The sequence below is a fragment of the Chloroflexota bacterium genome (genome assembly GCA_015478725.1).
GTDB lineage: Bacteria > Chloroflexota > Limnocylindria > Limnocylindrales > CSP1-4 > C-114.
On sequence record JADMIG010000005.1, the window covers coordinates 102,986 to 119,162 of the forward strand.

General features: G+C 70.7%; 16 protein-coding genes. 3 read left to right on the top strand and 13 right to left on the bottom strand.

The genetic code is table 11. The features are described 5' to 3' along the window. Positions 1–35 precede the first annotated feature (35 nt). Positions 36–386, top strand: coding sequence for a twin-arginine translocase TatA/TatE family subunit (tatA, locus tag IVW53_06035; GenBank protein ID MBF6605125.1), 351 nt, complete (start codon positions 36–38; stop codon positions 384–386). A gap of 76 nt (positions 387–462) precedes the next feature. On the opposite strand, the gene IVW53_06040 is transcribed toward tatA, so the two are convergent. The 6 genes from IVW53_06040 to IVW53_06065 form a co-directional block, all read right to left on the bottom strand. Beyond that, positions 463–1,365 carry a fumarylacetoacetate hydrolase family protein gene (locus IVW53_06040; GenBank protein ID MBF6605126.1) on the bottom strand — a complete coding sequence of 301 codons (903 nt, stop codon included), beginning with the start codon at positions 1,363–1,365 and terminating at the stop codon, positions 463–465. Beyond that, positions 1,352–2,137 carry an ABC transporter ATP-binding protein gene (locus IVW53_06045; protein MBF6605127.1) on the bottom strand — a complete coding sequence of 262 codons (786 nt, stop codon included), beginning with the start codon at positions 2,135–2,137 and terminating at the stop codon, positions 1,352–1,354. The genes IVW53_06040 and IVW53_06045 overlap by 14 nt, the downstream gene beginning before the upstream one ends. Next, positions 2,127–2,930: an ABC transporter ATP-binding protein gene (locus IVW53_06050; protein ID MBF6605128.1), complete on the bottom strand. Its 804-nt coding sequence runs from the start codon at positions 2,928–2,930 to the stop codon at positions 2,127–2,129. Before IVW53_06050 ends, IVW53_06045 begins: the two co-directional genes overlap by 11 nt. After that, a complete protein-coding gene (locus tag IVW53_06055) occupies positions 2,927–3,910 on the bottom strand; it encodes a branched-chain amino acid ABC transporter permease (protein MBF6605129.1) in 984 nt (327 codons plus the stop codon). The genes IVW53_06050 and IVW53_06055 overlap by 4 nt, the downstream gene beginning before the upstream one ends. Positions 3,911–3,913: 3 nt before the next feature. After that, the gene (locus tag IVW53_06060; protein ID MBF6605130.1) at positions 3,914–4,795 is read right to left on the bottom strand and encodes a branched-chain amino acid ABC transporter permease; all 882 of its coding nucleotides are present in this window, start codon (positions 4,793–4,795) and stop codon (positions 3,914–3,916) included. A gap of 115 nt (positions 4,796–4,910) precedes the next feature. Then, a complete protein-coding gene (locus IVW53_06065; GenBank protein ID MBF6605131.1) occupies positions 4,911–6,284 on the bottom strand; it encodes an ABC transporter substrate-binding protein in 1,374 nt (457 codons plus the stop codon). Positions 6,285–6,397: 113 nt separating this feature from the next. On the opposite strand from IVW53_06065, the gene IVW53_06070 reads away from it, so the two are divergent. Beyond that, the gene (locus IVW53_06070) at positions 6,398–7,072 is read left to right on the top strand and encodes a GntR family transcriptional regulator (GenBank protein MBF6605132.1); all 675 of its coding nucleotides are present in this window, start codon (positions 6,398–6,400) and stop codon (positions 7,070–7,072) included. Positions 7,073–7,136: 64 nt separating this feature from the next. On the opposite strand, the gene IVW53_06075 is transcribed toward IVW53_06070, so the two are convergent. Further along, entirely contained in the window at positions 7,137–8,081 is a 945-nt protein-coding gene (locus IVW53_06075; GenBank protein MBF6605133.1) for a trypsin-like peptidase domain-containing protein, read from the bottom strand. 206 nt (positions 8,082–8,287) lie between these two features. Between IVW53_06075 and IVW53_06080 the strand changes: the two genes are divergently transcribed. Continuing rightward, positions 8,288–9,634 carry an FAD-dependent oxidoreductase gene (locus IVW53_06080; GenBank protein MBF6605134.1) on the top strand — a complete coding sequence of 449 codons (1,347 nt, stop codon included), beginning with the start codon at positions 8,288–8,290 and terminating at the stop codon, positions 9,632–9,634. Positions 9,635–9,657: 23 nt separating this feature from the next. Here the strand turns inward: IVW53_06080 and IVW53_06085 are convergent, their stop codons facing one another. The 6 genes from IVW53_06085 to IVW53_06110 all read right to left on the bottom strand — a co-directional run bounded on the left by IVW53_06085 (position 9,658) and on the right by IVW53_06110 (position 16,146). After that, on the bottom strand, positions 9,658–10,881 hold the full coding sequence (locus IVW53_06085; protein MBF6605135.1) for a sugar ABC transporter permease: 1,224 nt from the start codon (positions 10,879–10,881) through the stop codon (positions 9,658–9,660). Continuing rightward, entirely contained in the window at positions 10,881–11,711 is an 831-nt protein-coding gene (locus IVW53_06090; protein MBF6605136.1) for a sugar ABC transporter ATP-binding protein, read from the bottom strand. The genes IVW53_06085 and IVW53_06090 overlap by 1 nt, the downstream gene beginning before the upstream one ends. 117 nt (positions 11,712–11,828) lie before the next feature. Beyond that, entirely contained in the window at positions 11,829–12,965 is a 1,137-nt protein-coding gene (locus IVW53_06095; protein MBF6605137.1) for a substrate-binding domain-containing protein, read from the bottom strand. 127 nt (positions 12,966–13,092) lie between these two features. Continuing rightward, positions 13,093–14,430, bottom strand: a complete 1,338-nt coding sequence (locus IVW53_06100) for an ROK family transcriptional regulator (GenBank protein ID MBF6605138.1) — start codon at positions 14,428–14,430, stop codon at positions 13,093–13,095. A gap of 132 nt (positions 14,431–14,562) precedes the next feature. Then, positions 14,563–15,618: a sulfite oxidase gene (locus tag IVW53_06105; GenBank protein ID MBF6605139.1), complete on the bottom strand. Its 1,056-nt coding sequence runs from the start codon at positions 15,616–15,618 to the stop codon at positions 14,563–14,565. A gap of 24 nt (positions 15,619–15,642) precedes the next feature. Continuing rightward, positions 15,643–16,146: a hypothetical protein gene (locus IVW53_06110; GenBank protein ID MBF6605140.1), complete on the bottom strand. Its 504-nt coding sequence runs from the start codon at positions 16,144–16,146 to the stop codon at positions 15,643–15,645. Between the last annotated feature and the right edge of the window lie 31 nt (positions 16,147–16,177).

Genomic DNA, 16,177 nt, shown 5'->3' on the forward strand with positions numbered 1-16,177 from the left:
ACCCTCCCGGGCTCGCATCGTGAGGAAACCATCCGATGGGCGCGATCACCCCGCTCCACCTTCTCATCGTCCTCATCGTCGCCCTGCTCGTCCTGGGGCCGGGCAAGCTCCCCGAGGTGGGGGCCGCGCTCGGCAAGACGATCCGCGAATTCCGCAAGGCCACGTCCGACGTCCAGGAGGCGACCAGCCTCAACCCGACGCCGTCGATCCCGGCCGCGTCGAGCGCCGTTCCGGTCGCGCCCGTGGCGGCACCGGCGCCCGTGGCGGCACCGGCGCCCGTGGCGGCACCGGCGCCCGTCGCGGCACCCGCGGCGGACACCGCGGAGACCACCCCGACGACCTCCGAATCGAGCCCCGCCTCCGGACCGACCGCCTCGGCGTCCTGACCACCCTGGCGTCCTGACCGGGCGCACCGCCGACACCACCGTCGGTGTCAGGCGCGTCATGCGGCTCCGTTGACCCTCAGGACGGGCGCGCCCGAGGTGCTGCGACCCGTGGCGCGGCGACCGGGTTGCGGATCCGGCCGACTCGTTCCACCTCGACCTCGATCGTGTCGCCCGCCCGGAGATAGACCGGCGGCGTCCGCTTGTACCCGACCCCCGGCGGCGTGCCCGTGGCGATGATGTCGCCGGGCTCGAGCGTCATGACCCGGCTGAGGAAGGCGATCGTCGCCGCCACGGAGAACACCATCTGCGCGGTGGTCCCGTCCTGCATGACGGTCCCGTTGAGCCGGCTCCGCACCCGCAGGGCCTGTGGATCGCCCACCTCGGCGGAGAGCGTGATGCCGGGACCCATCGGGGCGAACGTGTCGAGAGCCTTGCCGACGGTGAACTGGCTCGTCCGGAACTGGAGATCGCGGGCGCTCACGTCGTTGAACGCAGCGTATCCCGCGACGTACCCGAGGGCATCGCGTTCGCTGACATCCCGACAGCGCTGCCCGATGACCGCGGCGAGCTCCGCCTCGTAGTCGATCTCCGTCGAGGCCGCGGTGAGGACGATCGGGTCCGCCGGGCCCACGAGCGCGTTGCGGAACTTCGCGAACACGTTCGGGGCGACCGGCACATCCTCGCTGAGCTCCGTCGCGTGCTCGGCGTAGTTGAAGCCGAGACAGAGGATCTTGTCCGGATCCGGGAGCGGTGGACCGAGCCGCAGTCCGTCGAGCTCGCGGACCGGATCGGATCCCCGCAGCATTGCCGCGCCGGCAGCCGTTGCCGCCGCCGCGAGCGCGTCCGGTCCCGCCTCGAGCAGGCGCCGCACCGTGGGCTCCCCGGCGAACCGGTGGACCGACTCGGCATCGACGACGCGCCCGGCGTCCTCGAACGCCGGTCGCAGGGCGCCGTCCAGCCAGTAGCTAACGAGTCGCATCCCGATCCATCCCTCCCGGTTGTGAAACTGCCGCCGCCGGGGCCTGGCCGAGGAAGACCTGGCCGAAATCGCGCCGGGCGAGCAGCTCGCGGGCCGACCCGTCGAGGCTCGCGGTGCCCGACACCATGACGTAGGCCCAGTCCGAGATCTCCAGGGCCGCCGCAGCCCGCTGTTCGACGAGCAGGACGGCGGTCCCGGCGTCCGCGAGCCGGCGGACGTGGTCGCGGAGGAGGACCGTCGCGAGCTTCGGCGAGAGGTTCGCCGTCGGCTCGTCGAGGATGAGGACCTCCGGCTCGAGCATGAGGACTCGGGCGATGGCGAGCATCTTCCGTTCACCGCCGCTGAGCTTGAGTGCCCGCCTGCCGAGCATCTCGCCGAGGGCCGGGAAGACGGCAAGGACGCCAGCCATCCGATCCCGGACCTCGGCGGAACGGAGGAGATAGCCACCCATCTCGATGTTCTCGGCGACGGTCAACGGGTCGAAGATGTCGTTCACCTGCGGCACGTAGCCGACGCCACGCCGGGCGAGCCGCTCCGGGGCAAGGTTCGTGATGTCCGCACCGCCCAGGGTCACGGAGCCGCTCGTCGCCCGGAGCATCCCGACGATCGCCTTGAGGAACGTGCTCTTGCCGGCACCGTTCGGACCGATGATGCAGGCGACCTCGCCGTGCCCGACACTCGCCGACATATCGACGATCGTGGGGGTCGGGCCGTAGCCGGCGGTGACACCGCTGACGACGAGATGTGCCGCTGGCCGCCCGTCAGCCGACAAGGTAGGCCTCGAGGACCTGCTCGTTGCGCCGGACCTCCGCCATCGTGCCCTCGGCGATGATCCGGCCCTGGGCCATGACGACGACCGGATCGCAGAGGCGATCAACGATCGAGAGCTCGTGCTCGACCATGAGCATCGTGAGGCCCTCGTCGCGAAGACGCTCGAGGTAGGTCGCGATCGACTGGGCGAGGTTCGGATGGACGCCGGCCATGGGTTCGTCGAGGAGGAGGAGCCGCGGTCGGGTCATGAGCGCCCGCATGATCTCGACGAGCCGCTTCTGGCCCCCGCTGAGATTGCCCGCGTAGTCGGATTCCCTGGCCTCCATGCCGAACCGCGCGAGGAGCTCACGGGCCCGCTCGACGAGCTCGCGCTCCACCGCGCCCCAGTACCGCTCGCCGAGGAGCGCGCCCCACAGGCTGTCGCCGCGCTCGTGTCTGGTGGCGGCGAGGAGGTTCTCGAGGACGGTGAGGCGCGGGAACTCGCTCGACAGCTGGAACGTGCGGGTGAGGCCGAGCCGGGCCCGCTCGTGGACCGCGAGGGACGTGACGTCGCGACCGTCGAACGTCACCGTCCCGCCGGTCGGGGCGATCGCGCCGGCGACGATCCCAAGGACGGTCGACTTGCCGGCGCCGTTCGGCCCGATCAGCCCCCGGATGCCGCCCGGGCGCACGTCGAACGAGACGCCGTCGACCGCCTGGAGTCCCCCGTACGAGCGCCGCAGGTCCCGGATCGAGAGGAGCGCGCCAGTGGCCGGTGTCGCACCACCGGCCACCGGCGATGGCGAGAGCGTCATCCGGCGCCTCGCGATGGACGCTCGGTCGATCGGGCGAAGATCCGCCGTCGCTCCGGGACGATGCCCTGCGGCCGGAACCACAGGAAGGCGAGGATGAGCACCGCGATGACGATCCACTGCAGTGCGTCGACGAGGACCGGGTTGCCGATCTGCGGCAGGAACCGGGTCGCCTCGTTGAACGCGACCGGGACGAGGAGCGCCCCGACGGCGGCGCCGAAGTTGTTGCCGCGCCCACCGATGATGACCGCGGCGAAGACGACGAGCGTCTCCGGGTAGAGCCACGCCGACGGCGCCCACAGGCCGATGAACCCGACGAGCATCCCGCCGCTCGCCGCCGCGATGACGCCGCCGACGACGAACATGAGGAGGCGCAGCCGGGCGACGTCCTTGCCGACCGCCGCCGCGGCCGCCTCGTTCTCGCGAACGGACCGCAGGCTCCGTCCGAACGGCGAGTTCACGATCCGCTGGACGAAGAGGAACGTGACGAGGGCCACGACGGCGACGAGGCCGACGTACAGCCACGACTCGAGGAGTGGGTCCACGCCGAGGCCGTCGAGCGGGTTCGGGACGAGGGAGACGCCGGCCGATCCGTTGAAGATCGGGATGGCGTTCGAGACGACGGTCGTCGCCATGATCGACACGACGAGCATGACGACGGCTTCGTAGTCGCTGCGGAGTTTGCGGAGGCTGATGAGGCCGATGATGAGCGCGAGGAGCCCGCCGGCGATCCCGGCGCCGATGACGGTGATCGGGAACGGCAGGCCGAAGCCGAGGATGTACTGCTGGAACCCGCCGTTGGCCGTGTCGGGCGGCAGGGCGAGGACGGCGGCGGTGTAGGCGCCCGCCGCCTGGAAGAGGATGAACGCGACGTTGAGGAGCCCCGTCACCCCGTACTGGAGGTTGAGTGCCCAGCAGGCCATCATGTCCACGCCGGCATAGACGAGCAGCGTCGTGAGGTAGTACGCGACGGCGGTGCTCATCGGTCAGGCGTTCGATCGGACAAGGGAGAGGATGCCCTGTGGCCGGAGCAGCAGGACCACGACGAGGATGAGGAACGCGATGACGTCCTTGTAGCTCGGCGTGATGATCACGGCGCCGATCTCCGTGGCGAGGCCGACGATGAGGGCGCCGATCATCGCCCCGTTCGGCTGGCCGACTCCGCCGAGCACGGCCACGGCGATGACGACGACGAGGAACGTGCTCCCGGTCACCGCCGTGAACGATGCGGTGTTGATGACGAGGACCACGCCCGCGATCCCGCACAGGGCACCCGAGATCGCCCAGACGATGTCCGTCACGCGATCCGTCCGGATGCCGCAGCTCCGGGCGAGGGGAGCATTCGCCGCCGACGCCCGCATCGCCTTCCCGAGACGCGTACGGGTGAGGAGGATCGCCAGGGCGGCCATCGCGAGGACGGCGATGACCATGACGACGACCTGCGAGACGGTAAGGACGATCGAGCCGAGGCGGAGCGTCGGGCCCGGATCCATCTGGTAGCTGAACGCGGTGGGGCCGCCGATCCCGAGGAGCGTGTTCTGGATCGCGAGGCCCACGGCGAGCGACACGATGACCATCCCGAACGGCGACGTCCCGCGGCGAAGGAACGGCGTGTACACGATCCGGTTGAGGGCCACGGAGGCGACTGCTCCGAAGAGGCCGCCGATGAGGATCGCGATCCAGATGCTGACGCCGAAGGAGTTGGCGACGTAGGCGACGAACGCCGAGGCCGTCATGAGATCCCCGTACGCCAGGTTGAGGATGTTCGTGATGCCGAACTGCATCGTGAAGCCGACCGCGGCGATGGCGAGGATGCTCGCGGTGACGAGCCCGAAGCCGAAGGCGGCGGCGTAGAGGTCGAGGGACACGTCGTCTCCGGGTCGCTGTCGGGGAGGCTGACGATCAGGGGGTGGTGGATCGGCGCTCCCGGTCGGGCTGGGACTCGACCGGGAGCGCGAGTCGAAGGAGGATCTGCTGATTGACCTACGGCGCGGCGGCCTGCATGTCGGCAGCGGAGATCGAGCCCGTCGTCGTGATCGAGCCGTCCGTGCCGTACTTCACGACGCTGAAGCCGCCCGGCGAGTTGTGCCACTGGTTGAGCACGGTCTGGTCTCCGGGGCCGACGAAGTCGATCGTCTGGCCCGCCTGGAGGGCCTTCACCCCGTCGGCGAAGCTGTGGACGACCGTCGCGCCCGGCGATGCGGTGCAGACCTTCGCGATGAACGGCTGGTACGTCGCCGGGGACGTGCTGTTGGCCGCCACCATGGCGAGTGCACCGATCGTCACCGAGTCGTAGATGTGCATCGTGTACGGCACGGTGAGGTACTGGGTGATGTTCGACATCTGGGCCGTCGAGGCGTTGATCCCGGCGGCGAACGGGTCGTACGGCGCTCCGCTGAGGATGACCGACGGGTTATCTGCCGAGTAGGCCGCCGCGAGGTCCGCCGCGCCGACCGGGCCGGACGCCGCCTTCCACCACAGGGGATCCACGGTGGCGTCCGTCCCGACGATCGGAAGGAGCTTGCCGTTGTTGAGCTGCTTGAGCTCGGAGAGGTAGGTCCCGGCCGTCTGGCCGTCAGTCTCGGTGATGATCGCGTCCGGATGGGTGGCGAGGAGCTGGGTGATCTCGGTCCGGTAGGAGCTCTGGTCGAGGGCGATGGCCTGGTTGATGGCGATCGTGCCGCCGAGCTTCTGGAATGCCTTGGTGACCGTCGGCACCGTCCCCTGGGAACCGATGTCGTTGCCGAACACGAGGGCGACGTTCTTGTAGCCGAGGTTGTGGGCGATGATCGCGACAGCGACGCCGGTGAGGTTGTCGGCCGCGATGAGCCGGTAGTAGTACTGGAACGTCGACTTGTCGAACTCGGCCTGGCCACTCACGGAGAACATGACCATCGGGGCCCGGTTGAGGATCGGGACGACGGACGATGCCTCATCCGAGGTGACGCCGAAGACGAGCGCGAGGTTCGGGTTCGTGGCGAGCATCTGCTGCGCCGCGGGGACGGCATCGGCCGGATCGCCACGGGTGTCGAAGCTCTGGCAGTTGACGGGATGACCGAGGACGCCGCCGGCCGAGTTGATGTTGCTCGCCCCGGCGTAGCAGCCGGCCAGATAGCGCGGTCCGAGGAACGCGTCCGGCCCGGTGAACGGCGCCAGGTCGCCGAAGACGAGCGGCGCGCCGGGGGTGGCGCTCGCCGCAGCGACACTCGCGGGCGCCGACGGCGCACCGCTCGCCGCGGCCGGGGATGCGGTGGGTGCAGGAGTGGCGCTGCTGCCCGAGCACGCGCCGACCAGTGCTCCGACGATCGCCAGGGCGACCATCCGGCTGCCGATCCTGCCGAAGACGCCGGTGATCATGTGCACGCCTCCTCCGAGTGATGCGACCTCCGTCGCTGCGGGCGCACTGTAGGACGCCGATAGTCGACTGTCAACTCCAGAAACGATTACCAAGGGCTTGATAGAATCCACCGATGGCTCGCCGCGGACCCGCCAAGACCCTCACGGAGGGCGTGTACCTCCAGCTGCGTGCGGACGTGCTCGCCGGCCGGTTGTCGCCCGGCGAGCCGCTCAAGGCCGCCGAGATCAGCACCCGGTTCGCGGTCAGCGTCGCGGTGGTCCGCGAGGCACTCACCCGTCTCACCGAACAGGGGCTCGCACAGTCGGAGCCGAATCGCGGGTTCGTCGTCACCCCGCTCTCCCACGACGTGCTGCAGGCGCTCGTGGGGGCTCGTGCCATCAACGACGGGGCGGCCCTCCGCAGTTCGATGGAACGAGGCGATCTCGATTGGGAGGCAAACGTCCTCGCCGCCCATCACCGCCTCGCTGGGACACCAGAGTACGAGACCGATGATCCGGCCCGCATCACGGAAGACTGGGCCGCCGCCCACACCATGTTCCACGCCAGCCTCCTTCAGGCATGCGGGAACGCGACGCTCCTCGATATCTGCGCCCGGCTGTGGAGCGCGACGGAGCTGTACCGACGGTGGTCGCTGCCGCAGGACGCCCGCCGCGACGTGCGGGCCGAGCACGCTGCCCTCATGACGGCCGCGCTCGACCGCGATGTCCCGCGAGCCGTGGAGCGCCTGCTCGCCCACATGTACCGCACGACGGACGCCCTCCGCGAGATCACGGCCCGCACAGATTGACCGGCCCGCGCCTCGAAGCGGATCCCGCCGGGCCGTCTTCCGCGCCGCTGCGGCCGCCGCCGGATCAGGCGGCGGCGCGCGCCTGGGCCATGATCGCCTTCGCCGCGTCGATCGGGATCGCGAAGCCGAGGCCCGCGGCATTGCCGGCCGTCGCGGTGTCGATGCCGATCACTGCTCCGTTCGCGTCGACGAGCGGGCCGCCGCTGTTGCCGGGGTTGATCGCGGCGTCCGTCTGGAGAAGGTTCGTCAGCGTCCGCGGTTGCCCGGTCTGATCGTCGGCGACGGTGATCGATCGGCCCTCGGCCGAGAGGATCCCGCTCGTCACGGTGTCCGTGTACGTGCCGAGTGGGCTGCCGATGGCGACCACGAGCTGGCCGACCCTGAGCGCGTCGGATCGCCCGATGGCCGCGGTCGGAAGCCCGGTGGCACCGACCTTGACGACCGCGAGGTCCGCCGCGGGGTCGGCGACGACGACCGTCGCCGGGAGGACCCGGCCGTCGCTCAGGGTGACCGTGAGCGACCTCGCGCCTTCGACGACGTGTGCGTTCGTGAGGATGTAGCCGTCCGCGGCGTAGATGACACCGGAGCCCACCCCCACTCCCGTGCCACCGAAGCGGCCGCCCACGGCGATATCGGTGGTGATCGTCACGACGGCGGGCGTCACCGCGGCGGCGACGCTCACCACAGGATCGAGCGCGCGCGTCGCGGCGGACGAGCCGGTCGTGGCGGTCACGGCGGCTGCCTGCGCTGTGGTCACCGAGGTGCTCGACCCGATCGGTGTCGTCGTGGCGGGCGCCGCCTGAGACAGGACGACGATCGCCGTCGCGGTGGAGGCGACACTGGCGGACAGGAGCGCCGCGACGAGGACGAGGACGAGCTCGCCGCGGCGCCGCGGCGAGTGCGAAGAGTGGCCGACGTGCCCGATCGCCTCGTCTCGAGGGTCGGGCGGGGCGGGTGCGGTGAGGGGGGCGGGTGGGCCGAAGGGATCGATCGGATCGAACGGGTCCATGGCGGATGCCTCGATGCAGGTGGCCGTCGGCGGCCTGGTCCAGTGGTGGGGAGGATGAAACCGCGGACCTGTCGAACCGGTTACGGTGCGCCCCGTCGCGGGCGGTCGCGACCGACCGGCACATCCGCTACGCTCAGGACCCCGATCAGCCAGCCCGTCCGACAGGAGTCTCCGTGACGAATGTGCCCGCCGGGGTTCCGTACTGGATGACGATCGGCGACTCGCCCGAGGAGCCGCCGCTCACGGGCCGGACGGACGCCGACGTGGTCATCATCGGCGGCGGGTTCACGGGCCTGTGGACGGCGATCCACCTCACCGATACGCGGCCGGACATCCGCATCGAACTGCTCGAGCAGGAGGTGGTGGGTTTCGGGGCGAGCGGCCGGAATGGTGGCTTCTGCGAGGCGAGCCTCACCCACGGTCTCGCCAACGGCCTGCGCCACTTTCCGGATGAGATCGCGATCCTCGAACGAGAGGGAGCGGCGAATCTCCGGGCGATCGTCGCCTTCACCCGCGACCACTGGATCGACTGCGACCTCGAGGAGACCGGCACGCTCCGGGTGGCCGACCACCCGTGGCAGGTCCCGCAGTTCGAGGCCTGGGTGGGAACCGCGCGGAGTCACGGTCTCGACCTGCGCTTCCTCGATCGCGACGCGATCCAGGCGGAGGTCCACTCCCCGCGCTGGCTCGCCGGGATCGCCGCCCCGCCTACCGACAACGTCATGATCGACCCGGCAAAGCTCTGCCGGGGCCTCAAGCGCGTCGCACTCGAGCGCGGGGTGCGGATTCGCGAACGGACGCCGGCGATGTCCATCGAGGCCGCCCGCGGCGGCGTGGCGGTCGCGACGAGCCGCGGGCTCGTGCGGGCCGGTCACGCGGTCGTCGCGACCTCCGCGTACTCGGGCTGGCGTCGCGACCTCCGCTCGCGCTTCATCCCCGTCTACGACTACACCCTCGTCTCGGAGCCGCTGACGCCCGAGCAGCGGACGGCGATCGGGTGGCGAGGGCGCCAGGGGATGTCCGACGCGAACAACCGGTTCCACTACTTCCGGCTCACCGCCGACGACCGCATCCTGTGGGGCGGCTACGACGCGATCTACCACCCCGGAAGCCGGGTCGGGCCGGCGTACGACACCCGGGCGGCGACGTTCGCCCTCCTCGAGCGGCAGTTCCACGAGACATTCCCCCAGCTCTCGACCCTCCCCTTCCCGTACCGCTGGGGCGGCGCGATCGATACGACGACGCGCTTCACGGTGAGCGTCGGCACGAGCATGGGCGGTCGGGTCGTCCACGCCCTCGGCTACACAGGCCTCGGCGTCGGAGCGAGCCGCTGGGCGGCCGGCCTCGTCCGCGATCACATCCTCCGCCCGGATTCGGACCTGCTCAGGCTCCGCTTCGCCCGGTCCCGCCCGTTGCCGTTCCCGCCGGAGCCGCTCCGGACGCTCGCCGTCGCGGTCATGCAGCGTGAGCTGGCCCGCGCGGACCGCGACGACGGGCGTCGCGGTCTCGTCCTTCGGACGCTCGACCGGATCGGGATCGGCTTCGACAGCTGACCGGTCCGCGGACCGGCGCTCCCCTACCGGATCGCGGCCCGCCCGCGACGGGCGACCGCGTCGATCGTCACCGCGGCGAGGAGGACGATCCCGGTGATCATCGACTTCACGGCCGGGTCGAACGAGAGGAGGTCCATCCCGTTCGAGATCGACTGGATGACGAGGATCCCGAGCAGCGCCGCCCAGACCGTGCCCCGACCGCCGAACAGGCTCGTCCCGCCGATGACCGCCGACGCGATGGCGTTGAGGAGGACGGGGCCGCTCCCCGTGGATTGGGCGACGCCGAGGAGCCGCGAGGCGGCGAGCACACCACCCCACGCGGACATCGTCGAGGCGATGACGAAGACGGTCACCCGGACCCGGTCGACCGGGATGCCGGCCCGCCGGGCGGCCTCGGCGTTCCCGCCCACGGCGAAGACCATCCGCCCGAAGCGCGTCCGCTTGACGATGTAATCCATGGCGACGATGACGCCGACGAACAGGACGAGCGAGAGCGGCAGGCCCCGATCCTGCTGCAGGACGAAGAGGGCGACGAAGACGAAGATCGCCACCACTGTGATCCGGATGACGAGGGCCGGGGCACCCTCCGCGCCGAGCCCGGCGGCGAGACGGCTGCGGCGGGTGAGGAGCCACGAACCGGCAAGGTAGAGAACGAAGAGGACGCCGAGGCCCCAGGCGGCGATGCCGTTGAAGAACGTGCCGGCGAATCCGACGAGGAACGGGTCGCGGATGTTGATCGTCCCGGTGTCGCCGAGGATGAAGAGGAGGGCACCCTCCCAGCCGATGAGACCGGCCAGGGTAACGACGAACGACGGGATCCGGAACCGCGTGATCCAGAGGCCCTGGAGGAGGCCGATCGCGACGCCCGAGCCGAGCCCGGCGAGGACGGCGACGGGGCCCGGGAGCCCCATCTTCACGTTGACGACGGCCATGATCGCCGAGGTGACGCCGCTGACGATGCCGATCGTCAGGTCGATCTCGCCGAGCAGGAGGACGAAGACGACGCCGATCGCCATCGTCCCCACCGGCGCCATCTGGAGGGCGAGGTTCACGAGGTTCTCGGGCTTGAGGAAGATCCCGTTCGAAGCCCAGAAGAAGATGCCCCAGATGAGGATGAGCCCGATGACGACCGGCAACTGGCCGATGTCGCCCTGCCGGACGCGCCGCCGGTAGCCGGCGATGGCGCCGCCGAGACCGGGCTGCTCGCCGATGAGTCGCGGATCGGTGGGGAGCGTGCTGGCTGACATCAGTCGACTCCCTGGCCCGCGGCCGAGCTCGTGGCGCCATCCCCGTTCGACACCGCGCGGGCAGCGACGCTCTCGCCCGGGACGGCACCGGTCATGAGGCCGACGAGCTGCTCGCGGCCGACCGTCTTCGCGTCGTAGGTGCCGACGAAGCGGCCGAGCCGGAGAACGGTCACCCGATCCGCCACCTCGAACACGTCGGCGAGGTTGTGGCTGATGAGGACGACGGCATGGCCCTCCTCGCGGAGCCGCTTGACAAGGTCCAGCACCTCCTTGGTCTGTGCCACGCCAAGAGCCGCGGTGGGCTCGTCGAGGACGACGACCCGGTTCTCCCAGAGCACGCTCCGGGCGACGGCGACGGACTGGCGCTGGCCGCCGGAGAGCGACGCGATCGGCGTCCGGACGCTCGGGATCTTCACGGACAGGCGGCGGAGGACTTCGATGGATCGACGCTCCATCCCGACCTCGTCGAGAAGCCCGGCGGGACCGGCCGGGCGGCCGGCCTCCCGGCCGAGGAAGAGGTTCGCGACGACATCGAGGTTGTCGCACAGGGCGAGGTCCTGGTAGACGGTCGCGATCCCGAGGGCGGTCGCGTCCTTCGGGCTGTGGATCGCGACCTCGCGGCCGTCGAACCGGATCGTTCCGGCGTCGGCCGGGAAGATCCCGGAGATCACCTTGATGAGGGTCGACTTACCGGCCCCATTGTCCCCGACCAGCGCGACCACCTCGCCCTGGAAGACGTCGAAGCGGACGTCCATCAGGGCCTGGACGGCCCCGAAGGTCTTGCTGATCCCCGACAACTCCAGGAGCGGCGTGCCCGAGACTCCGACCATCGTCTCCTCCGCGGAATCGAAGCGGCGAGGAGCTGGTCGCTCCCCGCCGCGTATCTTGCGCTCGAACGGCGGCGGCCGCCCGACCCTGCGGTCAGGCGGCCGTCGGGTCGAGGCGCGCTACTTGACGCCGGCCGCCGTGCAGGCGGCCTGGAACGCGCTCGTGCAGATCTGCGAAACGGTGTTCGCTCCGTAGAACTGGTCCTTGACGACCGAGTTCTCGACGGAGGTGGTGCCGTTGCTCCCGTCCACGGTCACGGCGATCGGGGTGAGCAGGATCGATGGGACGTCGATCGTACCGTTGTTCACGGTCGAGGTCGACGTCGGGACGGTCCCGCCGAGGAGCTGGCAGGCGAGGTCGGCGGCCTGGGCGGCCTCCGGCTGGATCGCCTTGTAGACGGTCATGTACTGCTGGCCGGCGACGATCCGCTGGATCGCGTCGAGCTGGGCGTCCTGGCCCGTCATCGGCTTGGTCTTGGGATCGATGCCTGCAGCCTGCTCGGCCGCGTAGACGCCGCCCGCGCCGCCGTCGTTGGCGACGTAGACGCCGTCGTAGCCGGCAGCGCCGAACTGGGTGATGGCCGCTTCCATGATGGCCTGGGCCTCTTCAGGCTTCCAGTTCGCCATGGCGTCTTCCTTGACGATCGTCACCTTGCCGTCGAGGACCTTGTGGGCGCCCTGCTTGAAGAGCGTCGCATTGTTGTCCTGCGGCGAGCCGTTGATCCAGACGAGCTTGGGGTTCGTCTTGCCGTCGGCGGTGAGCTTGGCGAGGAGGGCCGTTCCCTGGAGTTCGCCAACCTTCTCGTTGTCGAAGGAGATGTAGTAGTCGGGCTTCGAGTTGGCCGCGGTGATGAGCCGGTCGTAGCTGATGACCTTGATGCCCTTGGCCGCCGCGTCGGTCATGACCTGACCGAGCGACTTGCCGTCCTGCGCGTCGAGCACGAGGACCTTGGCGCCCTTGGCGATCTCGGCCTCTGCCTGCTGCTGCTGCGTCGGCGCGTCGCCGCCGGCGTTCTGGTAGTCGAGCGTCGCGTTCGGGCAGACCTTCGCGAACTCGGCCGCGAAGAAGGGCTTGTCCGCCGCTTCGTAGCGAGCGGTCTGCTTCTCCGGGAGCAGCAGGGCGACGATGCCCGTCGCGCTGCTGCCGCCCGCGGCGCTCGACGCGCTCGGGCTGGGGGTCGCCGCGCTGCTGCATGCCGCCGCCACGACGGCTGTGACCGCGATCACCGCGGCCACGCGCTTGAGACTGGATACCATGCTCGGGGTCCTCCTCCAACACGTCGGGATCGCTGATGCGAGTCCCGTCCGTCCGGTCGTCGACCTCGACGACCGTGCCTGTGATCTCCTGGTATCGTGCCACCGATCGCGATCCGGTACCGCCGGCTCACGCCGGCACGCCGGCCTTCACCTCCTTTCCGACGAGGCGGCCGAGGGTGCCGGCCGGTCCGCTCGGCAGACCGGCGTCGGTGAGCGACGTCGGGTCGTCGAGGATCTGTTCGAAGGCGAGCTCGGCGGCGCCGTGGAGCGGGGCATCGAGCCCGAGCGCCGTCGGGACGATCTCGACCATCGAGCGAGGGGCCGCCATGGCGAGCTCGTCGAGGATCGCCTCGATCTGCGCGTCGACGAACGGGTGGATCGCTGCGAACCGCCCGCCGAGAGCGATCCGGCGAGGATTGAAGATATTGACGATGCCGGCCAGGCCGACGCCGAGCCACCGACCGACGGCTTCGAGAGCGGCGAGCGCTCGGGGGTCGCCACGCCCGGCCGCATCGAGGACGGCATCGAAGCCGGGCCTGCCACCGGCCGCGCCGAGCGATCCCGCATGGCCGAGGAGGGCGTCCTCGCCGATCTCCGTCTCCCAGCAGCCGCGGGCCCCGCAGTGGCAGGTCCGTCCGTCTGGACGGACCGAGAGGTGGCCGATCTCACCGGCGAAACCGGAGACGCCGGTGAGCGGCCGACCGTCGGCGATGATCCCGGCGCCCACGCCTACCTCACCCCACAGACAGATGAAGTGATCGCAGCCGGCACCGGCGCCTCGCACGTGCTCGGCGAGGGCCGCGAGATCGCCGTCGTTCGCGACGTGGACCGGGACCGCAAGCGGCAACGCCGTCCGGAGGAGGCGAGCGAAAGGTGCCTCCCGCCAGCCGAGGTTCGGGCCCACCATGACGACCCCGTCGCGTCTCCGGACGACGCCGGCGACGGCCACCCCCACGGCGACGATGCGTGGCGGCCGGACGGCCCCGGTGGGGTGAGCGTCGTCCGTGGGAGTCCGTGTGAGGCCTCCGAGCAGCGGCGACGAGAGCGCAACGAGCGCCTCAACGGTCGCCTCCGGCGAGAGCGGCGTCCGCGAGCGGTCCGTCCGCGTCGTCGCCCGCACGAGTCCGCCGATGCCGATCGTCGCCGCGGCGAGGGAGTCCGCGAACACCTCGAGCGCGAGGACGGCAGGCCCGTCTGGATTCGGCTCGACGACCGGTGACGGCCGGCCGGGGATGCCGACCGTGCCGGGGTGCCGTTCCCGGACGAGACCCCGGGCGGCGAGATCGGCGACCAGGGCGCCGACCGTGCTCCGATTCAGGCCCGTGTACGCGGCGAGTCGCGATCGCGAGGCCGGCCCGCCGACGTGGATGCGCCGGAGAACCTGGCTGAGGTTCCGGCGACGAACGTCGTCCTGCGGGACGCGTTCGGGCCGCCGTTGACCGATGCTCGCGGACTCGTCACGCACGATGGCGACACCCTGACAGGAGCGATGAGGCCGTCGCGGCCTAGGTTTGACGGACGATGCAACAAACACCGACCGGCTGTCAACCGGAACGCCTCCGCGATGCCGAGGGACAGCGACCCTGGAGGACGCCGTTCAGCTGGTGCGGACGCGCCCTCGCGGGACGGACGCTGATCGACGGCCGTCGATGACCGTCACGCGGCTCGCGCGGGCGGCATTGTTCCGATAGCCAAGCGGGTCGCGGACGGGCTCGAGCGGCTGACGACGGCCGGCCGCGTCCACGGCCAGCGCGACGATCACCGCCGGACCCGTGGATCGCGGACGCCACGTGAGTCGCCATTCGCGCCACGCATCTGGCGAGATGGCACGTCCGAGCTGCGCTCGTCGCCACGTCGCGCCCCCGTCCGTGGTCACCTCCACCCGGCGAACGCCGCCGCCCCCCGACCACGCGTAGCCGCGGATCACGACCGTGCCGCGTGCGACGATCGCCGCGTCCGCAGGCGCGACCACCACCGCTCGCGGCTCGATCCGTCCGAGCGGTTCGTCGCCGGCGACGTAGCGCTCCACCTGGTAGAAACCGCCGAACGGCTCGCTGGCTGCGGTGATCCGAGTGAGCCACTTGACCGACGCCATCCCGTACCAGCCGGGGACGATGAGCCGAACAGGCGCGCCGTGCTCCGCGGGCAGCGGCCTGCCGTTCATCGCCACCGCGACGATCGCGGTCCGGGCGACGCTCGGCGAGAGGGAGCGCTCGAAGGCGATCGTCCGATCGAGGTCGGCTGGCCGACCCTCGTCGGCGCCACGGAACCGGATCTCGACGACCCCCGGCCGGACACCGGCCTCGTCGAGCAGTCGGCCGAGTCTCACTCCCGTCCATTCTGCGGTGCCGACGGCCCCGAGAGCCCATGGCTCTCCCGGCGGCCTCGGGTCGAGGAACGCCCGACCGTTGCCGGCGCACTCGAGGGTGACGATCGCGGTCTCCATCGGACGGCTGGTGAGATCGTCGATGGTCAGCGTCAGAGGCCGGCGGACCGCACCGTCGAGCTCGAGCCGGCCGGGATGGTCCGGGCGGGGGAAGTGATCCCGGACAAAGTGCCGCTCGATCGGGGTGACGATCCCCACGAGGTCTTCGAGCGGCGTCTCGGCGTTGAATGGTTCGCGGCTCAGGATGCGAAGTTCGTCCCCGATCATCGGTGTCATGCGCCGCGACCCGGATCAGGCGGGCGCGGCGCCCAGGACTCCCGCAGGAACGTGACCACTCGCGGCGACGGCCGGACGGTCGTAGGGCTCGAAGGAGAACGCCGCACTGCCGAGGGCCAGCACGACACGATGGAATCCGAGCGTGTACGACTCGTACATCTCGCCGACGATCGCTGCCGCCTCGGCATGGGCCCGCCTGCCGGACGCCTCCCGGGCGCAGGCACGACTCTCCCACAGGCAGAACGACAGGCAGTCACCGGTCGCGTTCGCCGGCCCCTTGAAGTAGTGGACGAAGCCAGCCGATCCGCTCGCCTCGAGATGGGCGAGATCGTCGAGTGCGGTGAGACGGTCCTCGTCCGCTCCCGGCCTGCGCCGCGACCGGAACACGACGAGGTACCACTCCCCGGCGACGGACTCATCCGCGATGTCTGACCAGTTGAAGGCGGCATCCACCGGCAGCGTCGCATAGGCGTCCGAGACGGGCTCCAGGCGGTCGAAGTCGGGTCGGGCGGTGGCCATGGCCCGGGAGCATAGCGCCTCCCGATGAAGA